Source organism: Simplicispira sp. GW247-4R2A (assembly GCF_059424465.1).
The window spans coordinates 64177-88500 of the sequence record NZ_JBWKZM010000013.1 but is presented as its reverse complement, the minus strand read 5'-3'; the positions used below and the strand labels follow the sequence as shown (position 1 = coordinate 88500).

Sequence of the window (24324 nt, the reverse complement as noted above, 5' to 3'; positions counted from 1 at the left end):
CAGCGCTCAGCGCGCCACGTCGATCACCACGCGCCCGCGCACCTGCCCCGCCAGAATGGCGCCGGCCAATTCGGGCAAGCGGCTCATGGGCTCGACGGTGGTGATGGCGTCCAGATGCTTCAGGTCCAGATCGCGCGCCAAACGCTGCCAGGCCGAGTGGCGCGCTGGCATGGGCGCCATCACCGAATCGACCCCCAGCAGCGCCACGCTGCGCAGGATGTGCGGCAGCACCGTGGCCGGCAGGTCCATGCCGCCAGCCAAGCCGCAGGCGGCAGCCCCCGCGCCGTATTCCATTTGCGCCAGCACATTGGCCAGCGTGGTGCTGCCCACCGAATCCACCGCGCCGGCCCAGGTCTCGCGCTGCAGCGGGCGCACCGGGCCTTGCAGGCTGGCGCGGTCGATGAAGGCGCTGGCACCCAGGCCGCGAAGGTAGTCGTGCGTGTCGGGCCGGCCGGTAGAGGCCGTGACGTGGTAGCCGCGCTTGGCCAGCAGGCTGACCGCCACCGATCCCACGCCGCCGGCGGCGCCCGTCACCAGCACCTGACCCTTGCCAGGTTGGGCGTGGCCCCAGCGCTCGAGCATATCCACGCACAGCGCGGCGGTGTAGCCGGCCGTGCCGATGGCCATGGCCTGCAGCGGCGTAAAGGCGTCCGGCAGGCGCACCAGCCATTCGGCCTTGACGCGTTGGAAGCGCGTGAACCCACCCCAGTGCGTCTCGGACAGGCCAAAGCCGTTGAGCACCACCCGGTCGCCCGCCTTCCACAGAGGCGAACGCGACTCGACCACCGTGCCCGCCAGGTCGATGCCGCCCACCATGGGCAGGCTGCGCGCGACCTTGTTGCGGTTGCCGGACAGCGCCAGACCGTCCTTGTAGTTCAGGGCCGAGTACTGCACCTCGACCAGCACGTCGTCATCGGGCAGGTCGGCCAGGGTGAGTTGCTGGAAAACGCTGCGCGCCTTGCCCTCGTGCTCTTCGATGACCAGGGCGGTAAAAGTGTCGGACATGGGAAGCCTCTGCAAAAGAGACCATGCTAACCCTCGCCACGCCCGCTGCGTGCCGCCTGCACGACAGCCACCGCACGCTCGGTCGGGCCGCAGGGTGTGCCTGGCCGCAGTGTGGGATAGTGCGCGGCTACCGCTCGACCTCTGTGCCATGGAAACCCTCTCTGCCCTGCAATCCCTGGGTCTGGAACTGCCCAGCCCCGCCTACATCGTGGGGGCGATCCTGTTTGGCACCATTGGCATGGCGGCCTACTGGCGTGGCAAGCGCTCGCAGCAGCGCAACCTGCGCTGGCTGAGTTGGGGGCTGATGCTGTATCCCTATGCGGTCTCGCAGACCTGGGTGCTGTATGCGGTGGGCGTGGCGCTGTGCGCCGGCGTGTGGTGGGAGTGGGGCGGATAAACCGCTGGTTCGCCTGTTCGCTGGTCTGTTTTTGTTCAGCCGGCCGCCGCCCGCAGCCCCGCGCCGTGCCCGCGGGTGAACGCTTCCTCGAACACCGAATAGCCCGACCAATCGGCGTGGGCAAACGCCAGGCGTGCGGTGGCAGGCGTCGGCAAGGGGCGCTGGCGCTCTCCATTCGATAGCTGCATGCGCTTGTCCACATTGCCCTGCGTGCCAATTTTGCTTAAAGTTTTGAGCCCGCCAGGGCGCGGGATCGCCATGGCGTGGCCGTAGCGCGTGACTTCGACGCGCTCCACGCGCTCGCGCAAATCCGGGTGTGGGCCGCAGAGCCCGGCTACAGCCGCCTCGGCCCAGTGCTGCCAGGGCGCGCGTGCCAGCTGCGCGCGGGCGCCCGGCACGTCGCCCAGCGCCTCGTAGTAAGTGAGCACGGTGGGCGCGGTGAGCAGCTCGCCCAGGCCGAGCCGCTGGTGGCCGGCGTCCACGTAGCCGAGCCCGCCCGGCGTGGCCTCGGTGTAGAGCACGTTGTCCCAGGCCGGGGCGGCGCCGGGGCGGTCGGTGAGCGGCGCGTTGGTGGCAATGTTGGTCACCACCCAGGGCGCCCAGGCCAATTGCGCGGCGGCGGCGCGCAGGAACTGCGGCGGGTTCTGCACCACGCGCGCCGCGATGAACACCGGCAGCGCCACCACGCACTGGTCGGCCTGCCAGCGCACCACCTGGCCGCTGGCGTGCTCCAGCGCATCGACCTGCACGCCATGGCGCTGCTCGGCGATGCGGAGCACGCTGTGGCCCGTGCGCAGTTGCTGGCCCGGCGCCAGGGGCTCGGCCAGCTTGCGCACCAGGAAGCCATTGCCTTCGGGCCAGGTGAGCAGGCCATCGCTGTCGTCGTCTGCGGCGCCCTCGCCACCCTCGCCCGGCGCCGCAAAGCCGTGCCGGCTGGCGAAGTAGTGGATGCCGGCCCAGGCCGATACGCTGGCGCTGCCGGCGCCGTAGTCGTCGCGGCAGCAGTAGTTGAGGTACCAGCGCAGGTGCGGGTCGTCCAGGCCCTCGCCCCCCAGCCACGTATCAAAAGTAATAGCATCCAGCGCAAGTGCAATGGGCGCTACAGCCTTGTTTTCGCCCCAATCGGAAAAGGTGGGCATGGCAAACGCCGCAGCGCGCGAGAGCGTGCGGATGCGCTGTGCAAACAGCCGGTACTGGGCCAGTGTGCGCGGTGCCACGCCGTCCACCGGCAGCAGGCCGGCGTGCCAGTGGCCCTGCCAGTACAGGCGCTCTTGCGGGCTGTGGCAGAGCGTGAATTCGTCGTAGCGCCAGCGCCCGGCCACGCGCTGGCGCAGGCCGAGTTCTTCGAGCAGGTTTTGCACCTCGGGCGCGCTGTCGCCGGGCACGGGCAGGTAGTGCGCGCCGTGCGGGCAGGCACGCCCGAGCACGCTGCCGGCGCGGCTGTTGCCGCCGGCGCTGTCTTCGAGCTCCAGCAGGGCAAAGTCGTTCACCCCCGCCAGCCGCAGCGCGCGCGCAGCGGCCAGCCCGGCGATGCCGCCGCCGGCAATCAGCACGCGGGTGCGGCGCTGCACAGCCGGCGCCGGCAGGCTGCCGCGCGCCAACAGGTCGCGCAGCGCATGGCCGCGCGCCATGTCAATGCCGGCAAAGCCGCCGACGAGTGGCGCAGGCGCCTGCGAGCAGCCGGGCGACAGCACGGCCGTGGCCGCAGTGGCGGCAGCGGTGAGAAACGTGCGGCGTTGCATGGCGGCTCAATGCGTAGCGACTACGCCCCACTCGCGCTCGTAGGTGTTCACCAGCACCTGGTTCGACAAGCGGTTCACCTCGGCCGGCACGCGCGCCATGTCGAGCGGAAAGTCGAACATCAGCGGCACCGTGGGGATGGACAAAAACCGCATGCCGGGCGGCAGCGTGGTGGGCATGCGCCAGGGCCGGTGGCTGGCCAGCGTAAAGCCCCATTCGCCAAAACTGGGCACATGCACGTGGTACGGCGTGGCGATGAGGCCGACCGATTCCACCGTCTGCACCACCGTCCAGAAACTCTGCCGCGCCACCAGCGGCGAGGTGGTCTGGATGACGGCGTAGCCGCTGGCCGACAGGTGCTTTTCCAGCAGCGCATAAAAGCTGTTGGTGTAGAGCTTGCCGATGGCGAAGTTGGTCGGGTCGGGGAAATCCACCACCATCACGTCGAAGAAACTGTCGGCCCCCACGCTCCCCGCTGCGCGTGGTTCGCTGCCCCCCGAGGGGGTGCGATTCGCCTTGGGGCGGCCCGGCGGCGAATCCACACCCTGCTGCAGCCACTGAAAAGCATCTTCGTTGACGATATGCACGCGCGGGTCCGACAGCGAATGGTGGTTCAACCCGGCCAGCGTGGGGTTGTCGGTGAAGAGCTTCGTCATCGCCGGGTCCAGCTCGACCAGCGTGACCGATTCCACCGACGGGTATTTAAGGATCTCACGCACCGCCATGCCGTCGCCCCCGCCCAGCACCACCACGCGTTTGGGTGCGCCCTGCGCGGACATGGCCGGGTGCACCAGGGCCTCGTGGTAGCGGTACTCGTCGTGCTCGGCGAACTGCAAATTGCCGTTCAGAAACAGCCGGTGGCCCAGCTTGCCGTTGGTCACCACGATGCGCTGGTAGGGTGACTGCACGGCAAAGACAATGCGGTCCTGGTAGAACTTGTCCTCGGCAAAGTGCGTGATCTGCTCGGACCCCCACAGGCCCGCGGCCAGCAGTGCGATCACGCCGGCGCAGGCCAGGGCATGCGTGCGAAAGCGCCGCAGTTCCCAGCGAAACAGCCACAGCGCCCACACCGCCACCAGCGCGTTGAGCAGGCCAAACAGCAGGCCGGTGCGAATCAGCCCCAAATGGGGTACCAGAAAAATAGGGAACGCCAGCGACACCGCCAGCGCGCCCAGGTAGTCGAAGGTCAGCACCTGCGAGACCAGATCCTTGAGCGCCACGTTGCGCTTCAGGATGCGCATGACCAGCGGAATCTCCAGCCCGACGAGCATCCCCACCACCAGCACCAGGCCGTAGAGCAGGAAGTGGAATGACCCCGGTGTGTACGCATTCGCCAGGAACAGCGCCGCTGGCAGCGAGCCGCCCACCAGCGCCACCATCAACTCAATGCGCAGGAAATGCGCCGGCAACTGGCGCTCGAAATAGCGCGACAGCCACGAGCCCACGCCCATGGCGAACATATAGGTGCCGATGATGGTCGAAAACTGCAGCACCGAGTCGCCCAGCAGGTACGACGCGAGCGCCCCCGCTGCCAGCTCGTAGAGCAGCCCGCAGGCCGCGACGATGAAGACGCTGGCGAGAAGGGCGATGTCGATCGGGCGGGGGCTGCGGGCCGTGGGCCTCTGCGCGGCGGATGTGCTGGCCTGTGTCATGGCACAGGGAAGCCGCCGACAGCGTCAGAGAATTGTTGCACTACAGTTTTCATAGCTTTATATCGCCTGTTTATAAGCGCAAACGGTCTATGGGTTGAAAAATATGGCGATGCAGAACGCCGCGCCCTACCTGCGCCACCGGTTGCTGCGGAAGTAACCCAGCCGGCGCAGCAGGCTGTAGGAGATGTGGATTTTTCCGGGCTCCAGCGGCGCGTCCGGGGTGGAGCGCACCCAGAGCGATTTGGAGTAGCCCAGCAGCTGGCCCGAGTACACGCTGCGGTGGCCGACCACGATGTAAGCCGTGACGCAGGCAGTGGCGAAGTACGGCCCGGCGGAGTTGCCGAACAGCTCGAAGCCCATCAGCACGGCGGCGATGGGCGTGTTGGACGCGGCGGCCACCACGGCCACCATGCCCACGGCGGCGCCCAGCGCTGGGTTGACGCCCAGCAGATGGGCAAAGGCGCTGCCCGCCATGGCGCCAATGACGAACTGCGGGGTGACGATGCCGCCGTAAAACCCCGAGCCCAGCGTGATGGCGACCAGCAGCGACTTCCACAGAAAGCCCCAGAAGGCGATGTCCTTGCCCTGCAGCGCATCGTTCATTAGCGGCAGGCTCAGGCCCAGGTAGTCGGTGGGAATCACCAGAATCAGCGCCGCCAGCACCAGCCCGCCGATCAACGGCATAAGGGGCTGCCAGATGTGAAAGCGCCGTTGCAGCGCGATGAACCCGTAGCGGGTGCGGTTCAGCAACTCAATAAACAACCAGGACACCAGCCCGCAGAGGATGCCGATGAGCGTGATGCGGATTGCCAGAAAGGAAGAGAAATCCGACGAGGTGACGACCGGGAAGTAGTCGTACGCCATGCCCCAATACTTCCCCACCTCGAACGCCGTGATGGCGGCGATTACGGCCGGGAAGATGAAGTCGTGGCGCACGCGCCCGATGACCAGCATTTCAATGCCGTAGATGGCGCCGGCCAGCGGTGTGCCGAACACGGCGGCAAAGCCGGCGCTCACGCCGCAGGCGACCAGGCGTTTTTGCATCTCGGGGTCGAGCCGCATCCGCTGGCCAAACCACGAGGCCAGCGTGCCGCCGATGTGCGAGCACGGCCCCTCCTTGCCGGCTGAGCCGCCGAGCGCCAGCGTGATCAGCGCCGCCAGGGGCTTGATGAGGATCGTCTTGTGCGACATGGCGCCCGAGCGCAGGTGGATGGCGCTGATGACCGAATCGCGCGCGTAGCTGCCGGGCTCCCGGTAGCCGTAGTGCAGGAGCAGCCCGTTCAAGATGCCCGCCAGCGGCAGCAGCGCCATCTGTGTCCACAGCGAGACGTGGGCGGTGTGCTCCGAGAGGAAAAAAAGCGCCTGCAGAAAGAAGCTGACCCCGGTTCCCACGATCGCCCCGGTGATGCTGGCCAGGAGAAGCCACCGCAAGATGGTGGCCAGCATGATGGCGGGTTCGATGTAATTGACGCGCATGGAGAAGAGGGCCGATCTGTCGTTTGGCAAGAGGCCGTATTTTCTCCCGCGTGGGCGCGGGCACCGTTCAATCGCCCGGTGTCGGCCCAGGCCAGGCCGCAACGGGCCTGCGGGCGGCGCAGGCGCTCATTCGGTTTCTCAATCAATCGAGTACGCGAAGGCGAAGCCGACAAAGTAATCGTTTGATTGAGAAATGGAATCAGTGGATCGCAGCGGCCACGATGATGCTGATGCCCAGGCACATGGCCGCCACCACCATGCCCAGTGCGCGGTTCTGCTTTTCGACGATTTCGCGCCACAGGTCGTAGGGCGTGATCTTGTCGACGATGACGAAGCACAGCCAGAAGATGACGACGCCAATCAGCGCGTAGAGGATGGAGCCAAGGATGGCTGCGGGCCGAAGCCATTCGATTGCGGGCATGGTGTGATCTCCTTCGCTGGGGTTGTTCGATTTCTAAATCAAACGATTACTTTGTCGGCTTCGCTTCGCCAGTACGCCTGTACTGTCTGCGCTTCGCCTTCGCGTACTCGATTGATTGAGAAACCGAATTATTTGTGTCCGCCGCCGGTGGAAAAGCCGCCGTACGAGCCGCCTGAGCTGCGATAGCCGCCGCCGCTGGGTGAACCCGAGCAGTTCGACATCAGCACGAGCAGGATGATGACCACGATGGCGATGATGAACAGCGTACCGCAGCCTATGCTTTTGGCCGCCACGAACGGGCCGGGGTCGTCTCGCTTGAGCAGATCGGCCTTGTCCTTGAGGCCAAAGGCTTCTGCCACCGTATCGCTTGCCAGTTTGTCGCCGGCCGACCAGGTCACTTCGCTGGGCGTTTTTTCCAGCGACAACAGGCCTTTGCTGCTGGCGAAATCGCGGTTGCTGGTGCGCTGGCCGCGCTCGACTTTCCAATAGAACTCGCCCAGCACGTAGGTGGTTTCGGCCTCGTAGGCCGACTGCAATTGGTAGGTGGTGCCCAGGTAACTGGCGCTACGGCCGTTTTGCACCATCTGCGGGGCGCCGGTGGTCGGGCTGACCAGGCTCCAGCCGTCGCTGCTGTCCACCAGAAAAGAGAAACCGCGCTTCTGGTTGTAGAGCAGGTACTCGCTCCAGCCGAACTGTTCATCATCGCCCGGCTCCTGCCCCATGCGGTGCTGAAAGCCCACCACCTGCCAGTGCACGCCTTGCAACTGGCCCTTGGCGCCCAGCGGGATGATGGGGCGCACGGGCTCGTCCTGCTCGGCAAAGCTGAGCTCGGCGCCGACGCCGCTGTCCAGCGAAATGAGGCTTTTGCACGAGGGGCAGGTGATGCTCTTGCTGGTGCTCAGTTGCACCTGCACCGGCGAGCCGCAATGGGGGCAGTTGAACTGGCGCCCTTTTTCCTCCTTGACCGATTCGTCCTTGAGGCCCTGGAGCTTCAGGTCGTCGAGCAGCACGGCGCGGCCCCGGTCCACCGCGGGCGGCTGGCGGCTGGTGTCGATGGAGAGCACCTCGCCGTCGCTGCTGCGCAGCTCGATCAGGTCGAACAGTTGGCCGAGCGGCGGCAACTTGGGCAGCTCGCCCTCGGCGGCGATGAGCTGCGCCTGGCCGGTGTAGGCGACGCTGTAGGCCTTGCCATCGAGGCTGACGCTGGCGCCCGGGCGCAGCGCGGCCACGTCGGGCAGCGCCTGCTGCACGCTGGCGGAGCGGGTGAAGACATAGGCGCCGTTGTCTTCCGAGAGGGTGGCCAGCTCGCCGTCTTGCAGGAAGGCGGTCCACTCGGTCCAGACGCCGGCGGCGCTCTTGTACTGCAGCCGGCCGATCAGCGTGAAGGGCTGCTCTTTGCCATCGAGCACGATGCGCCCGCTGGCCATGAGCTGCAGCGGGCTGTGGTCGTCGAACAGCTCGGCCATCTTGCCGATGCGGGACAGCACCTCGCCATTGCGCACCACCGTGCTCTGGCAATACGGGCAGACGGCGTAGCTTGACTGCGCGCTCTTGAACTCCACCGGCGCGCCGCAGCCAGGGCAGGGCGCGCGGTAGGCGCGCTGGGTGGGCGGTGTGGGTTCGGTGGCCATCCGCGATAAATTTCAGGTGTTTTTGGCCTCTAGCGCATATGCAGTATGCGCTAGCAGCTATTTAATAAATAGCAATCAGACCAATTTCTTCAACAGCTCGGCCTTCTTGCTGTCGAATTCTTCCTGCGTCAGGATGCCCTTGGACTTGAGTTCGCCGAGCTTTTCCAGCGTCGCCATCACGTCTTCGGGCTTGACGCCCACTGCGGGTGCTTCTGCCGCAGCGGCCGCGTGCGGCTGGGGCGCATTGCCGCTGCCCTGCAGGCCGGCAGCAAGGTTCTGCGCCATCACCTGGCCGAGCGCCACGCCGGCGCCCAGGCCCATGGCGTCGCCGGCAATGCCGCCGCCACCGCTGCCGGCTCCCTCGGCAAACTTGGGGATGGCTTGCGCCGTCTGGTACTGCATGAACTTGCCCATGTCGTTGCCGACCATGCCCATGCCGATTTTCTGGTCCAGGATTTTTTGCAGCTCTTCGGGGAGCGAGAGGTTCTGCACCGTCAGGCTCTCGAGCTTGAGACCGAGCCTTTCAAAGGCGGGCGTCAGCTCCTTGGTCAGTGCGTCGGCAAACATGACCTGGTTGGCGGCCAGGTCCAGGAACGGCACGCCGCTGGCGGCAATGGCGTTGCTGATGTTTTGCAGCACCAGGCCGCGCAACTGCCCTTCGAGGTCGCCCACCGGGTAGACCGCGCGGGTGCCCGAGATTTCGGTATAGAACGCCTTGGGGTCGGCGATGCGGTAGGCGTAGTTGCCAAACGCGCGCAGCCGCACCGCGCCAAAATCCTTGTCGCGGATGGTGATGGGTTGGGGCGTGCCCCATTTCTGGTCGATCTGCTGGCGCGTGCTGAAGAAGTAGACGTCGCTCTTGAAGGGCGACTGGAACAATTTGTCCCAGTTCTTCAGGTTGGTCAGCAGCGGCAGCGTCTGCGTGGTCAGCTTGTGCGTGCCAGCGCCAAACACGTCGGCCACCTGGCCTTCGTTGACGAAAACCGCCATTTGCGATTCGCGCACCACCAGCACGCCGCCGTTCTGGATCTCCATGTCCCGCATCGGAAAGCGCCAGGCCAGCGTGCCGTCGCCGTCCTCGGTCCATTCGATGACATCGATGAACTGTTTCTTGATGAAATCCATAAGGGCCATGTGCTGCTCCCGTGGGTGGGCAAAAAGGGTGGCGGCCATGATAGCAACGGGGGTGGGGTTTTGGCGCTTTTTCGCTGCCCCATCCCAAGAGAGCGTGACGGAAGGCGCAGAAACGCGCCGCCAAGCGCGCAGCCGCTGCGTTGGATCGCTGGTCAATAGCGCGCTTGGCGCCCGCGGGAAGGGCTGGTCAGGCCTGAACGTCGAGGAGTGCGCCCATCACCGCGTCTGCGGTGCGCAGGGTCTGTACGTTGGCCATGAAATCCTGTTTGGCGGCGAGCTGGTCCACGACTTCTTGCTCCAGCGAGACACCTTCCGCATTGGCGCGCTGAACGCTGGCATCGACGCCGCCCTCGGGAGCGGCCTGTTGCACGACACGCTGGGCGCGGTAGCCGGGCGTGTTCATGTTGGCCACGTTGCCGGCCGAGGCGTCCAGCCGCATCCGGGCGGCGGAAAGACCGGAGGAGGCAATGGCGTTGAGGCTGGACATGGGGAAACTCCTTGAACCGTGGCGGGTCTGGCGATTGTCCGCCGCTGCTGCGAAGTCGGCAAGCGCCCCGCCGCTGTGCGCTATGCCTGAGGGCCGTGGGCGTCGCGCAGGCACTGCGCAAACGCTTGTGCGGCGCGCGCGGGCGGGGGCGAGCGGCGCAGCACGCTGACGAACTCGCAGCGGTAGAAAAACAGCTCGGGCCGAATCGCGCGCATGTGCCCACGCCGCTCAAAGGCTTCCGCGTAGTGGTCGGGCAGAAAGCCCAGGTAGCGGCCCGAGAGAATCAGCGTGGCAATCGACTCCTGGTCAAACCCCGTCGCCTTGCGCGGCAGGCGCTCGCGGTGGCCGAGCTCCATGTTGGGCGAGTGGTAGCCCAGGCCGGCAAAGGGCCAGGTGCGCAGGGCGTCCCAATCCAGCGCGGCGTGGTCGGCGGCAAACAGCGGGTGGCTGGCGCCCGCGTAGAGCCGCATGTCTTCGCCAAACAGTGTTTCGTAGACCAGGCTTTGCGAGCTGCGGTGCGTGGGCAGGATGCCCACCTGAAAGCGCCCATCCATCAGCCCGCGTTCGATGGCAGGCATGCCGCCCACATGCAGGTTCAGCGCCACCTCGGGGGCGCGGTCAGCGAACAAGGCAATGGCCGTATCGATATGCGCCTGCGGGTTGCTGGCGGTCTTGTCGAACACCGCCACGTCGAGCTGCCCGCCCATGCGGTGGTGGATGTCGTCGATGCTGCTTCGAAACGCGTCCACGCCAGCGAGCAGGCGCAGCGTTTCGTCGTACACCCGCTGGCCTTCCAGCGTCAGCGCAAAGCCGGCCCGGCCGCGCCGGCACAGCCCCAAACCGAGGCGGGTTTCCAGATCTTTCAGGTGGCGGCTGACCGTGCTGGTGCCGATGTTGAGTTCGAGCTCGGCTGCGGCGAGCCCACCGCACTCGACCACGCTCTTGAACAGCCGCAGCAAGCGCAGGTCCATATCGGCCAATTGCCCCAGCATGGCGCGGGGCCGCGCCGAAGAGGCGGGGGGAATTACTTGCATAAATCTTCAAGTAAACAGTGACATTTGTTGATTTGAGAGATTAACACCCGCGAGAACAATGGCGCATCGTTCCGTCCTTCTGGAGACCGCCATGAGTTTTGTGCCTATCGACCAGGCCCTTGAAGCCGCACCGCGCATGGACGCCGCCTGGCTCGACGCGCACTGGATGCCGTTTACCGCCAACCGCAACTTCAAAGCCGCACCGCGCATGGTGGCCAGTGCCAGCGGGGCCTACTACACCGACACCGACGGCCGCAAGATTTTTGACGGCCTCTCCGGCCTGTGGTGCACCGGCCTGGGCCACGGCCGGCGTGAAATCGCCGAGGCCGTGGGCAAGGCGGCGCTGAACCTGGACTATGCCCCGGCCTTCCAGTTCGGCCACCCGGCCTCGTTCGCGCTGGCCAACAAGATCAAGGAACTCACGCCCGCAGGCCTCGACTACGTCTTCTTCACCGGCTCGGGCTCGGAATCAGCCGACACCTCGCTGAAAATGGCCCGCGCCTACTGGCGCGCCAAGGGCCAGGGCACCAAGACACGTCTCATCGGCCGCGAAAAGGGCTACCACGGCGTGAACTTTGGTGGCATTTCGGTGGGGGGTATCGGTGGCAACCGCAAGACGTTTGGCCAGGGCATCGAGGCGGACCACCTGCCGCACACCCAGCCACCTGCCGGCACCTTCCAGAAAGGCATGGCGGAGGAAGGTGGCCGTGCACTGGCGGACAAACTGCTCGACGTGATTGCCCTGCACGACGCGAGCAATATCGCTGCCGTCATCGTCGAGCCCTTCTCGGGTTCGGCTGGCGTGGTGATACCGCCCAAGGGCTACCTGGAGCGCATCCGCGAGATCTGCACGCAGAACAATATCCTGCTGATCTTTGATGAAGTCATCACCGCCTTTGGCCGCTGCGGCACCTGGACAGGGTCCGAGGCTTTTGGCGTCACGCCCGATATCCTCAACTTCGCCAAACAGGTGACCAACGGTGCCCAGCCTATGGGCGGCGTGGTGGCCAGCAAGGACATCTACGACACCTTCATGGCGCAGGGCGGCGCGGAATACCTGGTCGAGTTCCCCCACGGCTACACCTATTCGGCGCACCCGGTGGCCTGCGCTGCCGGCCTCGCCGCCCTCGAAATCCTGCAAAAGGAAGACATGCCCGGCCGTGTGAAAGCCTTGCTGCCGCACTTCGAGCAGGCAGTCCACAGCCTCAAAGGCGCCAAGCATGTGGCCGACATCCGCAACTACGGCCTGGCGGCGGGCTTCACCATCGCCGCGCTGCCGGGTGAGCCGGCGCGCCGCCCGTACGAGATTGCCATGGCGTGCTGGAAGAAAGGCTTCTACGTGCGCTACGGCGGCGACACCATCCAGCTGGCGCCGCCGTTCATCAGCGAGAAGGCCGAGATCGAGCGCCTGGTGAATGCGCTGGGGGATGCGCTGGCCGAGACGGCCTGAGGCTTGTCTCGCGGGCTATTTGCTATCATATAAATAGCTGATGGCGCTTATTCAATAAGCGCTGAGGGCTAATTTTGTTTGAAACTTTGGCTGTGCTGCCGCAGCCCTTGCGGACGTGGGGACGGAGCTGACGCTGCGCCAGCGCGGATTGCGCGCAAGCGTGCTTCGCTTCACGGCAACGATCGGGGCAGGCGAGTGCGCAAAACGCGCAGCCTACAATTGCTTTGCGCTCATGCGAGCGGCTGCGTCAAGCCAGTGACGGAACCCGGCGCGCGGCTGCTCGCCACCGCCGGAGTTCCTATGTCTGAAGCCCCCAAAGTCCCCCCTGTCGACAAGCGCGCGCTGCTGCGCAAGGCTGCTCTCGAATACCACGAGTTTCCCAAGCCCGGCAAGATTGCCATCGCTTCCACCAAGCAGATGGTCAACCAGCTTGATCTGTCGCTGGCCTATTCGCCCGGCGTGGCTGCGCCCTGCGAAGAGATCGTCAGAGATCCGGCCACGGCCTTCCGGTATACCAGCCGCGGCAACCTGGTCGGTGTGGTCACCAACGGCACAGCCGTCCTTGGCCTGGGCGACATTGGACCGCTGGCCAGCAAACCTGTGATGGAGGGCAAGGCCGTCCTGTTCAAGAAGTTCTCGGGCATCGATGTTTTCGACATCGAGATCAACGAAAAAGACCCGGAAAAACTGGTTGAGATCATCGCTGCGCTGGAGCCGACCTTTGGCGGCATCAACCTCGAAGATATCAAGGCGCCCGACTGCTTCTACGTCGAGCGCAAGCTGCGTGAGCGCATGAACATTCCCGTGTTCCATGACGATCAGCACGGCACGGCGATTGTCGTCGGCGCCGCCATCCTCAATGGCCTCAAGGTGGCGGGCAAGCGCGCCGAGGACGTCAAGCTTGTGACCTCGGGCGCAGGCGCTGCGGCGCTGGCCTGCCTTGGTCTGCTCGTCAAGCTGGGTGTGCGCCGCGAGAACATCTGGGTGACCGATCTGGCCGGGTTGGTCTATGAGGGCCGCACCGAGCTGATGGACGAAGACAAGCGCCAGTACGCCCAGCCCACCGATCTGCGCACGCTCAGCCAGGCGATTGCCGGCGCCGACGTGTTCCTGGGCCTCTCGGCCGGCGGCGTGCTCAAGCAGGACATGGTGCGCGCCATGGCGCCGCGCCCGCTGGTCTTTGCGCTCGCCAATCCCAACCCGGAGATCGCGCCCGAAGATGTCAAGGCGGTACGCGACGACGCGATTATTGCCACCGGCCGTACGGACTACCCCAACCAGGTCAACAACGTCCTGTGCTTCCCCTACATCTTTCGCGGGGCGCTTGATTCGGGTGCCACCACCATCACGATGGAGATGGAAATCGCCGCCGTGCACGCCATCGTCGAGCTGGCGCAGGCCGAGCAGAGTGAAGTGGTGGCAGCGGCCTACGTCGGCGAACCGCTCGCCTTTGGGCCCGAGTACCTGATTCCCAAGCCTTTTGACCCACGGCTGATGATGAAGATCGCGCCGGCCGTAGCGCAAGCCGCCTTTGACTCCGGTGTGGCACTGCGCCCGATTGCCGACATGGACGCCTACCGCGACCATCTGCAGACCTTTGTGTATGCCTCGGGCACGACAATGAAGCCGATCTTCGCGTCTGCCAAGGCGGCCATTGCCAAACGGGTGGCCTATTCTGAAGGTGAGGAGGAGCGCGTGCTGCGCGCGGCACAGATCGTCGTGGACGAGCATATTGCGCGCCCGACCCTCATCGGCCGCCCGAAGGTCATTGCCCAGCGCATCGAAACCTTCGGCCTGCGCCTCTCGGAAGGGCGTGACTATGACGTCGTCAACGTCGAGCAGGACCACCGCTACCACGACTTCTGGCAGACCTACCACCGCATGACCGAGCGCAAGGGCGTGACGGTGCCGATTGCCAAGATCGAACTGCGCCGGCGCCTGACCCTGATCGGCAGCATGCTGCTGCACAAAGGCGAAGTGGACGGCCTGATCTGCGGCACCTGGGGCCACACAGCCCACCACCTGAACTACATTGACCAGGTGATTGGCAAGCGCGCGGGCGTTGCCACCTACGCCTGCATGAACGGCTTGCTGCTGCCCGACCGCCAGATTTTCCTGGTCGATACGCACGTCAACTACGACCCCACGGCGGCCCAGCTGGCCGAAATTTCCGTGATGGCAGCAGAGGAAATGCTGCGTTTTGGCATCAAACCGAAGGCGGCGCTGCTGTCGCACTCGAACTTTGGCAGCAGCAACCAGCCCAGCGCCGTGAAAATGCGCGAGACACTCGACCTCCTGCGTTTGCAAGCGCCTTGGCTCGAAGTGGACGGTGAAATGCATGGCGACGTGGCCTTGAACGGTGCCAGCCGCGCCGCACTCATGCCGCACGGCAGCCTGGTGGGCGACGCCAACTTGCTGATCCTGCCCAATATCGATGCCGCCAATATCTCCTACAACCTGCTCAAGACGGCGGCAGGCGGCAACATCGCCATCGGCCCGGTGCTGCTGGGGGCGGCCCAGCCGGTGCACATTCTCACCGCCAGCGCCACCGTGCGCCGCATCGTCAATATGACCGCACTGACAGTGGTGGATGCCAACGTCCAGCGCTGACCGTCTGCGCACTTAGACTGGCGCGCCATTGCGCCGCAAGCGCTTTTAAAAGCCCAGGCATTTGCCCATATTTTGGGCAAATGCTTGCATTTGTGTGGGGATTCCGTCACACTAGCGCCTTGAAATTTCGGGTTAACCCGTAGTTTCTGAAAGGTGTGGTGTTGATGTTTGCTGCTGCTGCGACCTGGACGCGCAAAACCGGTTTTTCTTTTGTTTTGGGTGCCACGCTCGCATTGACGTCGCTGGGCCTGCAGGCGCGGGAAATCGCCAGTGACGGCACCGCTTCCGTCATTGCGCTGGCCGACCTGCCTGCGCAGGGGCGACAGATGCATGCATTGATTCTGGCGGGCGGGCCGTTTCCCAGCGGCAAGGACGGCATTGTCTTTGGCAATCGGGAGCGTTTGCTGCCAGCGTCCAAGCGCGGGTATTACCGCGAATACACCGTCAGAACTCCTGGCGCGCACAACCGCGGCGCGCGGCGCATCGTCTGTGGCGGGCCGCCGCGAGTTCCCGAGGCTTGCTATTACACAAGCGATCACTATGCCAGTTTTCGCCGAATTGTGGATTGAGCCCTGCAGGTGCGTGAACTTCGCGCATTTGCAGACCCTCCAACGACCGATTTTTTGGACTTGATAGAAAGAGAAGCGAAGATGGACACGCCACTTCGTAAAGACCAGGATGTTCCCTTGCGCGGCATTCGCGCCAACATCGTGCAATCCATCCGCGCATTTCGCGTGCAGGATTTGCAGGATGCGGCCACCGCCCTCGGACACCACTTCCTTTACGCCAACCTCGCCCACGCACAATCCAAGCAGGATGTGCTGGATCTGATTGCCCAGCAATTCACCCTGCCGACGCATTTCGGCAAGAACTTCGATGCGCTGTCCGATTGCCTGACCGATCCGCTGCACAAGTCGGGGCCGCAACCGGGCTTCATTGTGGTGCTTGAGCAAATCCCTGCCACGGCCAAGTTCGACAAAGAAGCGCGCGAGCAGTTGATCGACGTGTTCCGCGACGCCGCCGATTTCTGGGGGGAGCGAAAAATCCCGTTCCGCTGCTTCTATTCTTTTCTGTAGCCCGTTCTGCAACCATCAGCCAGGCAGAACGGGCAAGCGGGGCTAGTGATGCGCCCAGGGCGGTGCAAGGGATTGAGGTGCCTGTCGAGGACGGGGCCGAGAAATTGCCGACCGACAAGTTGGTGGACATCTCGCCATTGGCACTGCGCATGAGCAGCCCTTTCAACTCGGGCTATTGGCTGAACGCTGCCTGAACATGGTTGCCATGGTCCGCCGGCGCTGCAGCGCAGTGCCGGCGGATTTCCATTTTTGCGGTTCACGGGGGCGCGATGTCCAAAGACAAGACGGTGTTCGTGTGCGCGGACTGTGGTGGCACCAGCCCCCGGTGGCTGGGCAAATGCCCGCAATGCGGTGCCTGGAACACGCTTAACGAGACCTTGGCCGAGACACAGGGTGCCCGCAACCGCTATGCCAGCGCGTCGCGTCCGGCCATGAATGCGGCGCAGGCGGTCACGCCGATCGCGTCGATGGAGGCGAGCGACTTCGAGCGCACCCCGACGGGCCTGGACGAACTCGACCGCGTTCTGGGGGGTGGCATGGTCGAGGGGGCGGTGGTCCTGATCGGCGGCGACCCAGGTATCGGCAAATCGACACTGCTGTTGCAGGCGTTGGACGCCTTGCAGCGATCAGGCCTGTCCACGCTGTACGTCACCGGCGAAGAAAGTGGCGCGCAGGTGGCCTTGCGTTCGCGCAGATTGGGCTTGGACCAGAGCATGGTCAATGTGCTGGCCGAGACGCAGCTTGAAAAGACCATCGCCACCATCGAGCAAACGCAGCCGGCCATCGCAGTCATTGATTCGATCCAGACCATGTATTCCGAGGCGCTCAGCTCGGCGCCGGGTTCGGTGGCCCAGGTGCGCGAATGCGCAGCGCACCTGACGCGCCTGGCCAAAGCAACTGGGGTGGCGATTGTCCTGGTCGGCCACGTGACCAAAGAGGGCGCGCTGGCCGGCCCACGGGTGCTGGAGCACATGGTCGATACGGTGCTGTACTTCGAGGGCGACACGCACTCGAGCTTTCGCCTGGTGCGCGCCATCAAGAACCGCTTTGGCGCCGTCAATGAGATTGGCGTTTTCGCCATGACCGAACGCGGCCTCAAAGGCGTGGCCAACCCCAGCGCCATCTTCCTCAGCCAGCACAGCGAGCCCGTGCCGGGCAGTTGCGTACTGGTTACGCTGGAGGGTACGCGCCCGCTGCTGGTGGAAATCCAGGCCCTGGTCGACGGCGGCGGCCCCAGCCCGCGCCGGCTCTCGGTGGGGCTCGATCGCGACCGTCTCGCCATGCTGCTCGCCGTGCTGCATCGCCATGCCGGCGTGGCCTGCGCCGACCAGGACGTATTCGTCAACGCCGTGGGCGGCGTGCGCATCAGCGAGCCTGCGGCGGATCTCGCCGTCATGCTGGCCATCACCTCGAGCCTGCGCGGTCGCGCCATGCCCAAGGGGTTCATGGCGTTCGGCGAAGTCGGCCTGGCCGGAGAGGTGCGCCCGGCGCCGCGCGGCCAGGAGCGCCTGCGCGAGGCGGCCAAGCTCGGGTTCTCGGTGGCCATCGTGCCCAAGGCGAACGCCCCCAAAAAACCTATTGAAGGGCTCACCATCCACGCAGTGGAGCGTGTTGAGCAAGCTATGGATGTCGTGCGCCAATTGCAATAAAGCATGGCGGACGTGCACTTCTTGGCACTGACAGTTACCACGAATGCTGCAAGGCGGTGGGCACGGCGCCGTAAAATCCCCGGATTCGCGAACTTAGCAGATGCAAAGGACACCCATGAGCCCCGTAGTTCCCTCGATAGCCGACCGTGACGGCAAGATCTGGATGGACGGCCAGATGGTCGATTGGCGCGACGCCAAAATCCATGTGCTCACGCACACCTTGCACTATGGCTGCGGGGCGTTCGAGGGCGTTCGCGCCTACAAGACCGCTGCGGGCACCGCGATTTTCCGGCTCGAAGAGCACACCGATCGCCTGTTCAACAGTGCCAAGATCCTGCGCATGAAGATGCCGTTCACCAAGGACGAAGTGAATGAGGCGCAAAAAGCGGTGGTGCGCGAGAACAAGCTGGAATCGTGCTACTTGCGCCCCCTCACTTGGATCGGCTCGCAGAAGCTGGGCGTCTCACCCAAGGGCAACCAGATTCACCTCATGGTCGCCGCCTGGGCTTGGGGCGCTTACTTGGGCGAAGAAGGCATGCAGCGCGGCATCCGCGTCAAGACCAGCAGCTATTCGCGCCACCACGTCAACATCACCATGACGCAGGCCAAGGCGGTGAGCAACTACACCAATTCCATCCTCGCCAACATGGAGGCGCTGGACGATGGCTACGACGAGGCGCTGTTGCTCGACAGCTCTGGCTTCGTCTCCGAGGGCTCGGGGGAAAACATCTTCGTCGTCAAGAATGGCGTTATCTACACGCCTGACCTCTCGGCCGGTGCGCTCAATGGCATCACGCGCAATACCGTGCTGCACATTGCCAAGGACTTGGGGCTCGACGTGGTGCAAAAGCGCATTACGCGCGATGAGGTTTACATCAGCGATGAGGCCTTCTTTACGGGAACTGCCGCCGAGGTGACGCCTATCCGCGAGCTCGACCGCATCGAGCTCGGCGCGGGCTGCCGCGGCCCTGTCACTGAAAAAATCCAGTCGGCCTTTTTCGACATCGTGAACGGTCGCAACCCCCAATACGCCCATTGGCTCAGCAAGGTGTGATGCCATGAAGCAAGACGTTGTGGAACTGCTCGCAAAAGACCTGAATCCGGAAGGGGGCGTGTTCTGCCCGAACCCCAAGGCCGGTATGGCGCTGTGGAACAACCACCCGAGGGTGTACCTGGACGTGGCGCACGCAGGCGCAGCCAAGTGCCCCTACTGTGGTACGGAGTACCGGCTCAAGGAAGGGGAAGTGCTGAAAGCAGGGCATTGACGGCGCCTTGCCGCTTGCCGCGCCTGCGTATCTGCTGTCAGCCGGGGCAAAGCGGGCCATTGCGTCTCTGATTTCAACGAGTCCGATAGATTTGAATCCCTCTTTTGCGGCTGCGCAGCGCGCCTCCTGGCCGGAACAACTCTCAAGCGTGGCGGCATTTGCAGTGCCCGGCCTTGCCTTGTGGTTGCCGTCTGGTTATTCCTATGGCGCGGTCTTGCTGTTGGTCGGCGCGCTGCTTACCTTGCACCGCTGGCCGCGACAGCCACGCGACGCATTCACTTGGTGGTTCGCGGCGAGCATGCTGGCCATGGCAGTTTTGTGGGCCGCTCAGGCCGACCCCGCCGAGCATTTCGGTCGCGCTGATCGTCCGGCGAAATACGTGCTTGGCGCTGTGTGCCTGTTTTTCGTCACCGCTTACCCACCCAAGCCCAGAGCGCTGCTGGCAGGGCTGGTGGTGGGGAGTCTGGGCGCTGGTGCCATTGCTGTCTGGCAAATATACGGCCTGCATGCGGAGCGCGCATGGGGCCACACCAATGCCATCCAATATGGCAACCTGGCGCTGTGCCTGGCGGCCCTCCTGGCGCTCTACGCGGGTGCGGTCTGGGCGCAACTGGGGTGGCGCGCGCGCGTCTTGTGCGTCCTGGGCGTGGCCGCCGGGTTGGACGCTTCGATGCTGTCGCAGTCCCGGGGGGGCTGGCTGGCTTTGCTGCTGGCCATCCCCTTGTTGCTGGGATGGCTGATGGCGCATCGGCGCCAGCTGTTCAAGAGGGTCGCTCTGGGTGTCATCGCCATGGTGTTGCTGCTGTCCATCATCAACAGCAGCGTATTGGTCCAGCGCTGGGACCGCATGGAGCACGAGGTGCAGGTCTACGACCAGCGCGATGACGCCGCCACTTCCGTTGGGCAGCGGCTTGAGCATTGGCGCTTTGCCTGGGACATTGCGCGCGAGCGCCCGTGGCTGGGCTGGGGCTTTGCCGGCTACATGGCGGAAAAGGCGAAACGCGTCGGTGCGGGGCTCTACCAGCCGTCCATCGTGGAATACAAGTTCGTCCACAACGAGCTGCTTGACCAGTGGGTCAAACTGGGCGTCACAGGACCGGCCGTGCTGCTCCTGTTCTACCTCTTGCCTCTCGCCATGTTTCTCCCGCTTGCATCGCGCATGCAGGGCTACCGGCGGGATGCGGCGCTGGGTGCACATGCGCTTGCGCTGCGTCTGTGTGGCACCTGTATCCCCGTTCTCTATATCGGCTTTGGTCTGACGCAGGTTTTCCTGGCGCACAACAGCGGCATCATGTTCTATCTGTTCATGTTGATGCTGCTGTGGGCGGCGCTGCGGTCGGTGGAGCGCCAGCTTGCAAACCTGCCACTTGCGCAGGCCTTGCCGGTGGTGCCTGCACCATGAGCGGCGTGGGTGCGCATCCGCCGCGCGTGCTGCATTTCGTCACGGGGGGCTTTTCCGGCGCCACGCAGGTGGCCCTGGATCTGGTGCGCGCGCACCGTGCCAGTGGGCGGTTTGAGCCCTTGCTGGTGTTGCGGCGCAAGCGCCAGACCGACCCGGCACGCATTGCCGCCTTGCGCGCCGAAGGCCTGGCGGTACAGGTGGTGCCGGGCTGGTCGCACGGAGCCACCATCTGCCAGTTGGTTCGGCAGTGCCGGCGCTTTCGGCCCGATGTGCTGGTCGCGCACGGTTTCAGCGAACATCTGTGGGGCCGCTACGCCGGGCTGCTGGCGCGCGTGCCGATCCTTGTGCAGGTGGAGCACAACTCGCGCGAGCGGTATTCGTGGTGGCGCAATGCGCAGATGCTCTGGCTGGCACGCCACACGCAGGCCATCGTAGGCGTCTCGGAAGGCGTGCGTGGCGCATTGTTGGCGCGCGGCGTGGATCCGGCCAAGACCTTGGCGATTCCCAATGGCGTGCGGCTTGGGCCCTACGCCGCTGCTGCCGATCACCCTTTTGCAGCGCGCAAGCCCGACATCGTCATGGTGGCCAGGTTTGCCAGGCAAAAAGACCACGCCTGCCTGCTGCATGCGCTGGCTTTGCTGCGCGGACGCGGACTGACGCCGCAGCTGTTGCTTGCGGGTGGCGGTAAGGCGTCTGCGCTCCGGCAGGCCGAGCGTCTCTGCGACGAACTCAAGCTGCAGGATCAGGTGCAATTTCTTGGGCGCTGCGACGACGTGCCGGCTTTGCTCATGGCGCGCCAGGTGTGCGTGCTGTCCACGCACTACGAGGGCATGCCGCTGTCGCTCATCGAGGGAATGGCCGCCGCGTGCGCGGTGGTCGGCAGCGCCGTCCCTGGCGTCCGCGAAGTGATCCAGCACGAACGCAACGGCCTGCTGGTTCCTGAAGCCGACCCGTCCGCCATGGCCGACGCGCTTGAATGCCTTCTGACGCAGCCGCAGCATGCTGCCGCTCTGGCCGCACAAGCCAGGGCCGATGCCCTGGAGCACTATGGACTGCCCAGGATGCTCGATCGCTATGAAGCGCTTTTTCTGCGCTTGCTGGAGTCGACAACCCACGCGGAGGCAAGGGCATGAGCGGGGTGGATGCGCCGCGTCCGACGCCTTGGCTCAGCGTATTGGTCCCTGCCTACAATGCGGCGGCCTATTTGGGCGAATGCGTCGATTCGGTGCTGACGCAGGGCGTAGCGGGCGTCGAAGTGGTGGTGGTGGACGATTGTTCCAACGATGGGTCCGCGCAGGTTCTGGTGCAACTGGCGGAACGCTGGCCCGATGCCCTGCATGTGCGCCGCCATGGCCACAACCGGGGCTTGAGCGCGGCGCGCAACACCCTTCTGGAAGCCGCGCGTGGAGAATACCTGTGGTTTCTGGATGCCGACGACAAGCTGCTTGCAGGGTCACTGGCCGAGCTGGACCGAATCGTGCACAGCGCGTCGCCCGACCTCGTGCTGTGCGATTTCGAAGTCCTGCGTGCCTGCCGCAAGCCCAAGCACTGGCTGCGTGGGGAGCACCACCGCAAGTCGTTCCTGGGCCCTTCCGGGCGGCTGCTGAACGACCCGGCTGAGCTGCTCAGCGGTATGTTGCTCGCCGGGCAACTGCATGCCTGGTCGAAGATCTCGCGGCGCAGTCTGTGGCATCCGGGCCTGCGCTTTCCTCCCGGACAGTACTTCGAAGACATGGCCACCATGACGCTGCTGGCCCTGCAGGCACGCACCAGCTACTACGCGCCGCATCCCTGGGTGGCCTACCGTCAGCATGAGCACAGCATCCTGGCCAATGCCAGCTGGCAAAAGGCGCAAGACCAGTCGCGGGCGCTGGTGCCGCTGCGGGAAACCTTGCGTGCGCACGCCTGTGGCGAGTCTGCGCAGGTGCGCCTCGCCCTGGCCCACCAAAGCGCGCGCAATTTCATGGGCGCCATGCGCTTTCTGCATGCGCAGGCACCCAGCGAGCCTTCGGGCAAATCGGTCTCTATGCTGGCTGATGAATTGCGCCAGAACTTCCGCGATTCCTCGCCACTCACGCCCAAAGAGCTTGCGCGCGCTTACCTGCAGCGCGGTTGGTTCTTGCGGCGCCACAAGTTCTTGCGCTGGTACGGAGCGTTTCGCGTATGAACCCCGCCGCCCTGCCTTGGCGCGATGAAGCCGAGTTGTGGCTGGCGCGCTGGCTGATGCGCTACTACCGCTGGTTTGGCCGGGCGGCCGAAAACGCCCCTGTGGCGCCTGCGCAGGGGTACCGCTTTGGCAAAGATACCCCGCGACGCGCGTCCGGCGAGCAGGCTGCCGCTGCGATTCCGCCCATCGTGTGGGCGTACTGGAGCGGCGGGGCACCCCCACCGCTCATCGCGCGCTGTTTTGCCAACTGGCGGCGCTTTAATCCAGGTTTTAGCATCCGCATTCTGGACGACGGCAATGTGCGCGACCATGTGGGTGATTTGCCTGAGGCGCTTGCCCATGCCAGCGCCACGCTGCGTGCCGACTGGATTCGACTGGAACTGCTGCGGCGCCACGGCGGTATCTGGCTCGATGCCAGCACCGTGCTCACCGCATCGCTGGCCTGGGTGCTGCAGGCGCAGCAGGCTGGGGGCGATCTGGTGGGCTACTACCTGGCCCGCTACACCACCGACGCGGCGTTTCCGGTGGTGGAAAACTGGTTCCTGGCGGCGCCGCCCGGCAGTGCGTTGATCGAAGACCTGCAGCAAGAATTCACGGGTGTCGTACTGCCGCTTGGAGGCCCCGGCTACGTCCGGCACCTGCAGCAGCGCGGCGAGTACGACGCGCTGCGCCAGGGCATTGATCTGCCGAATTACCTGAGCATGCACCTGGCCTTGCAGCGCGTGCTGCGCAGTGGCAAAGCGTACCGACTGCTGCTCTGGCGCGCCGAAGACGGGCCTTTCCTTTACCATGCGCTGGGCCAGTGGGGGCGCACGGCGCTGAAAATCCGCCTGCTGTTTCGCCGCGCCGCCACTGCGCCGCCACCCTTGATCAAGCTGCGCAAGCCTGACCGCAAGCGCCTGGACCTGTACCTGGAGCGCAAGCTGTACCTGCCCGAAAGCACCGTTGGGCGCTACCTCTGCGCGTCCCTATCGCCATGAGCCGCCGCCGCAAGACACGTATCGAAAAGTGGTTCTCGTTCAACCGCTACCGCCGGCGCTTTGGCGCACGCGCGCTGGCGGGCGATCTGCTGGGCGACGATCTTGAAGCGCTCAAGCACCATCTGGTGCCCGGCGACGTGGCCGAATACGCCTATGGCTCGCTGCCCGACTTGCAAGCCCACCTGCAGCGCCTGCGGCAGGAATTTGTCGGCCGCCCGCAATTGCTGTACCACCACGCGGCGTTGATCGTGCTGATCCGCCGCGAGTCCGAGGTGGCGCGGAACTTCGCGCGCTTCAAGCACCTGTGGTTGGCCGAGCGGGCCTTTCTCACCGAGCACCTGGACCTGCGCTGGCTGGTGGCTGCCTGCGACACCTTGATCGATCACCATCCGGACCTGGCGCTGCGCGCCGCTCTGATGAACGGCGTGCTGCTGGTCAACACCGTGAAATTGCAGGAAACCGAGCGCTTTCTCCAGGCACAAAGTGGCGCCACCGACGACCCTCAGGCCCTCGCCGCGCTGCAGTCGCGCCGCATCGGCCTGTGCGATGGGCTGTCGGCCTTTGTCGCGGGCACGGACGACACTCTGCGCAACATGCGCTGGCGGCTGGAGAGCATTTGCGCCGTGCACCCGTTGGCTGGCATCGTCATGGTCATCTTTGAACGGCTGCAGCAGCCGGCCAATGACAATGTGTTTTCGCGTTTTCGCCAACGCCACACGCGCGATCGCACGCGGTGGTGGTGACGGGG

Annotated in this window: 22 protein-coding genes; 13 read left to right on the top strand and 9 right to left on the bottom strand. The window is 65.0% G+C overall.

Annotation, left to right across the window (positions count from 1 at the left end; all coding sequences use genetic code 11):
* Positions 1 to 6: 6 nt before the first annotated feature.
* A complete protein-coding gene (locus AC07ZH_RS10700; protein WP_495199712.1) occupies positions 7 to 1005 on the bottom strand; it encodes an MDR family oxidoreductase in 999 nt (332 codons plus the stop codon).
* A gap of 148 nt (positions 1006 to 1153) precedes the next feature.
* Between AC07ZH_RS10700 and AC07ZH_RS10695 the strand changes: the two genes are divergently transcribed.
* Complete coding sequence (locus tag AC07ZH_RS10695) at positions 1154 to 1402, top strand: hypothetical protein (RefSeq protein WP_495199711.1); 249 nt, start codon at positions 1154 to 1156, stop codon at positions 1400 to 1402.
* Positions 1403 to 1437: 35 nt separating this feature from the next.
* On the opposite strand, the gene AC07ZH_RS10690 is transcribed toward AC07ZH_RS10695, so the two are convergent.
* The 8 genes from AC07ZH_RS10690 to AC07ZH_RS10655 form a co-directional block, all read right to left on the bottom strand.
* The gene (locus tag AC07ZH_RS10690) at positions 1438 to 3144 is read right to left on the bottom strand and encodes an FAD-dependent oxidoreductase (RefSeq protein WP_495199710.1); all 1707 of its coding nucleotides are present in this window, start codon (positions 3142 to 3144) and stop codon (positions 1438 to 1440) included.
* Between the two features lie 6 nt (positions 3145 to 3150).
* The gene (locus tag AC07ZH_RS10685) at positions 3151 to 4794 is read right to left on the bottom strand and encodes a polyamine aminopropyltransferase (protein ID WP_495199709.1); all 1644 of its coding nucleotides are present in this window, start codon (positions 4792 to 4794) and stop codon (positions 3151 to 3153) included.
* A 126-nt stretch (positions 4795 to 4920) separates the two neighbouring features.
* A complete protein-coding gene (locus tag AC07ZH_RS10680) occupies positions 4921 to 6270 on the bottom strand; it encodes a chloride channel protein (protein ID WP_495199708.1) in 1350 nt (449 codons plus the stop codon).
* A gap of 199 nt (positions 6271 to 6469) precedes the next feature.
* Positions 6470 to 6691: a DUF350 domain-containing protein gene (locus AC07ZH_RS10675; protein WP_119109595.1), complete on the bottom strand. Its 222-nt coding sequence runs from the start codon at positions 6689 to 6691 to the stop codon at positions 6470 to 6472.
* Between the two features lie 128 nt (positions 6692 to 6819).
* Complete coding sequence (locus AC07ZH_RS10670; protein WP_495199707.1) at positions 6820 to 8322, bottom strand: DUF4178 domain-containing protein; 1503 nt, start codon at positions 8320 to 8322, stop codon at positions 6820 to 6822.
* A 75-nt stretch (positions 8323 to 8397) separates the two neighbouring features.
* On the bottom strand, positions 8398 to 9456 hold the full coding sequence (locus tag AC07ZH_RS10665) for an SPFH domain-containing protein (RefSeq protein WP_495199732.1): 1059 nt from the start codon (positions 9454 to 9456) through the stop codon (positions 8398 to 8400).
* 187 nt (positions 9457 to 9643) lie between these two features.
* Complete coding sequence (locus AC07ZH_RS10660) at positions 9644 to 9943, bottom strand: flagellar basal body protein (RefSeq protein WP_495199706.1); 300 nt, start codon at positions 9941 to 9943, stop codon at positions 9644 to 9646.
* Between the two features lie 80 nt (positions 9944 to 10023).
* Entirely contained in the window at positions 10024 to 10977 is a 954-nt protein-coding gene (locus tag AC07ZH_RS10655; RefSeq protein WP_495199705.1) for a LysR family transcriptional regulator, read from the bottom strand.
* A 91-nt stretch (positions 10978 to 11068) separates the two neighbouring features.
* Between AC07ZH_RS10655 and aptA the strand changes: the two genes are divergently transcribed.
* The 12 genes from aptA to AC07ZH_RS10595 all read left to right on the top strand — a co-directional run bounded on the left by aptA (position 11069) and on the right by AC07ZH_RS10595 (position 24319).
* A complete protein-coding gene (gene aptA / locus AC07ZH_RS10650) occupies positions 11069 to 12427 on the top strand; it encodes an omega-aminotransferase AptA (protein WP_495199704.1) in 1359 nt (452 codons plus the stop codon).
* A gap of 300 nt (positions 12428 to 12727) precedes the next feature.
* Positions 12728 to 15037 carry an NADP-dependent malic enzyme gene (locus AC07ZH_RS10645; protein ID WP_495199703.1) on the top strand — a complete coding sequence of 770 codons (2310 nt, stop codon included), beginning with the start codon at positions 12728 to 12730 and terminating at the stop codon, positions 15035 to 15037.
* Positions 15038 to 15201: 164 nt separating this feature from the next.
* A complete protein-coding gene (locus AC07ZH_RS10640; protein WP_495199702.1) occupies positions 15202 to 15606 on the top strand; it encodes a guanyl-specific ribonuclease in 405 nt (134 codons plus the stop codon).
* An 81-nt stretch (positions 15607 to 15687) separates the two neighbouring features.
* Positions 15688 to 16113, top strand: a complete 426-nt coding sequence (locus AC07ZH_RS10635; RefSeq protein ID WP_495199701.1) for a barstar family protein — start codon at positions 15688 to 15690, stop codon at positions 16111 to 16113.
* A 269-nt stretch (positions 16114 to 16382) separates the two neighbouring features.
* The gene (gene radA / locus AC07ZH_RS10630) at positions 16383 to 17762 is read left to right on the top strand and encodes a DNA repair protein RadA (protein WP_495199700.1); all 1380 of its coding nucleotides are present in this window, start codon (positions 16383 to 16385) and stop codon (positions 17760 to 17762) included.
* A 115-nt stretch (positions 17763 to 17877) separates the two neighbouring features.
* Positions 17878 to 18816 carry a branched-chain amino acid transaminase gene (locus AC07ZH_RS10625; protein ID WP_119109587.1) on the top strand — a complete coding sequence of 313 codons (939 nt, stop codon included), beginning with the start codon at positions 17878 to 17880 and terminating at the stop codon, positions 18814 to 18816.
* 4 nt (positions 18817 to 18820) lie between these two features.
* Entirely contained in the window at positions 18821 to 19027 is a 207-nt protein-coding gene (locus tag AC07ZH_RS10620; RefSeq protein ID WP_119109586.1) for a zinc-finger domain-containing protein, read from the top strand.
* A 91-nt stretch (positions 19028 to 19118) separates the two neighbouring features.
* The gene (locus AC07ZH_RS10615) at positions 19119 to 20429 is read left to right on the top strand and encodes an O-antigen ligase family protein (RefSeq protein ID WP_495199699.1); all 1311 of its coding nucleotides are present in this window, start codon (positions 19119 to 19121) and stop codon (positions 20427 to 20429) included.
* Positions 20426 to 21562, top strand: a complete 1137-nt coding sequence (locus AC07ZH_RS10610; RefSeq protein WP_495199698.1) for a glycosyltransferase family 4 protein — start codon at positions 20426 to 20428, stop codon at positions 21560 to 21562. The genes AC07ZH_RS10615 and AC07ZH_RS10610 overlap by 4 nt, the downstream gene beginning before the upstream one ends.
* A complete protein-coding gene (locus AC07ZH_RS10605) occupies positions 21559 to 22596 on the top strand; it encodes a glycosyltransferase family 2 protein (protein ID WP_495199697.1) in 1038 nt (345 codons plus the stop codon). Before AC07ZH_RS10610 ends, AC07ZH_RS10605 begins: the two co-directional genes overlap by 4 nt.
* The gene (locus AC07ZH_RS10600) at positions 22593 to 23576 is read left to right on the top strand and encodes a glycosyltransferase family 32 protein (protein ID WP_495199696.1); all 984 of its coding nucleotides are present in this window, start codon (positions 22593 to 22595) and stop codon (positions 23574 to 23576) included. The genes AC07ZH_RS10605 and AC07ZH_RS10600 overlap by 4 nt, the downstream gene beginning before the upstream one ends.
* A complete protein-coding gene (locus AC07ZH_RS10595) occupies positions 23573 to 24319 on the top strand; it encodes a hypothetical protein (RefSeq protein ID WP_495199695.1) in 747 nt (248 codons plus the stop codon). Before AC07ZH_RS10600 ends, AC07ZH_RS10595 begins: the two co-directional genes overlap by 4 nt.
* The last annotated feature ends 5 nt before the right edge of the window (positions 24320 to 24324 follow it).

Excerpts from the sequence above, each read along its gene's own strand:
- AC07ZH_RS10625 (WP_119109587.1), top strand. The coding sequence starts at position 17,878 with ATGAGCCCCGTAGTTCCCTCGATAGCCGACCGTGACGGCAAGATCTGG.
- aptA (WP_495199704.1), top strand. The coding sequence starts at position 11,069 with ATGAGTTTTGTGCCTATCGACCAGGCCCTTGAAGCCGCACCGCGCATG.
- AC07ZH_RS10665 (WP_495199732.1), bottom strand. The coding sequence starts at position 9,456 with ATGGCCCTTATGGATTTCATCAAGAAACAGTTCATCGATGTCATCGAA.
- AC07ZH_RS10670 (WP_495199707.1), bottom strand. The coding sequence starts at position 8,322 with ATGGCCACCGAACCCACACCGCCCACCCAGCGCGCCTACCGCGCGCCC.
- AC07ZH_RS10680 (WP_495199708.1), bottom strand. The coding sequence starts at position 6,270 with ATGCGCGTCAATTACATCGAACCCGCCATCATGCTGGCCACCATCTTG.
- radA (WP_495199700.1), top strand. The coding sequence starts at position 16,383 with ATGTCCAAAGACAAGACGGTGTTCGTGTGCGCGGACTGTGGTGGCACC.
- AC07ZH_RS10700 (WP_495199712.1), bottom strand. The coding sequence starts at position 1,005 with ATGTCCGACACTTTTACCGCCCTGGTCATCGAAGAGCACGAGGGCAAG.
- AC07ZH_RS10675 (WP_119109595.1), bottom strand. The coding sequence starts at position 6,691 with ATGCCCGCAATCGAATGGCTTCGGCCCGCAGCCATCCTTGGCTCCATC.
- AC07ZH_RS10605 (WP_495199697.1), top strand. The coding sequence starts at position 21,559 with ATGAGCGGGGTGGATGCGCCGCGTCCGACGCCTTGGCTCAGCGTATTG.
- AC07ZH_RS10645 (WP_495199703.1), top strand. The coding sequence starts at position 12,728 with ATGTCTGAAGCCCCCAAAGTCCCCCCTGTCGACAAGCGCGCGCTGCTG.
- AC07ZH_RS10695 (WP_495199711.1), top strand. The coding sequence starts at position 1,154 with ATGGAAACCCTCTCTGCCCTGCAATCCCTGGGTCTGGAACTGCCCAGC.
- AC07ZH_RS10655 (WP_495199705.1), bottom strand. The coding sequence starts at position 10,977 with ATGCAAGTAATTCCCCCCGCCTCTTCGGCGCGGCCCCGCGCCATGCTG.
- AC07ZH_RS10600 (WP_495199696.1), top strand. The coding sequence starts at position 22,593 with ATGAACCCCGCCGCCCTGCCTTGGCGCGATGAAGCCGAGTTGTGGCTG.
- AC07ZH_RS10660 (WP_495199706.1), bottom strand. The coding sequence starts at position 9,943 with ATGTCCAGCCTCAACGCCATTGCCTCCTCCGGTCTTTCCGCCGCCCGG.
- AC07ZH_RS10595 (WP_495199695.1), top strand. The coding sequence starts at position 23,573 with ATGAGCCGCCGCCGCAAGACACGTATCGAAAAGTGGTTCTCGTTCAAC.
- AC07ZH_RS10620 (WP_119109586.1), top strand. The coding sequence starts at position 18,821 with ATGAAGCAAGACGTTGTGGAACTGCTCGCAAAAGACCTGAATCCGGAA.
- AC07ZH_RS10610 (WP_495199698.1), top strand. The coding sequence starts at position 20,426 with ATGAGCGGCGTGGGTGCGCATCCGCCGCGCGTGCTGCATTTCGTCACG.
- AC07ZH_RS10635 (WP_495199701.1), top strand. The coding sequence starts at position 15,688 with ATGGACACGCCACTTCGTAAAGACCAGGATGTTCCCTTGCGCGGCATT.
- AC07ZH_RS10685 (WP_495199709.1), bottom strand. The coding sequence starts at position 4,794 with ATGACACAGGCCAGCACATCCGCCGCGCAGAGGCCCACGGCCCGCAGC.
- AC07ZH_RS10690 (WP_495199710.1), bottom strand. The coding sequence starts at position 3,144 with ATGCAACGCCGCACGTTTCTCACCGCTGCCGCCACTGCGGCCACGGCC.
- AC07ZH_RS10640 (WP_495199702.1), top strand. The coding sequence starts at position 15,202 with ATGTTTGCTGCTGCTGCGACCTGGACGCGCAAAACCGGTTTTTCTTTT.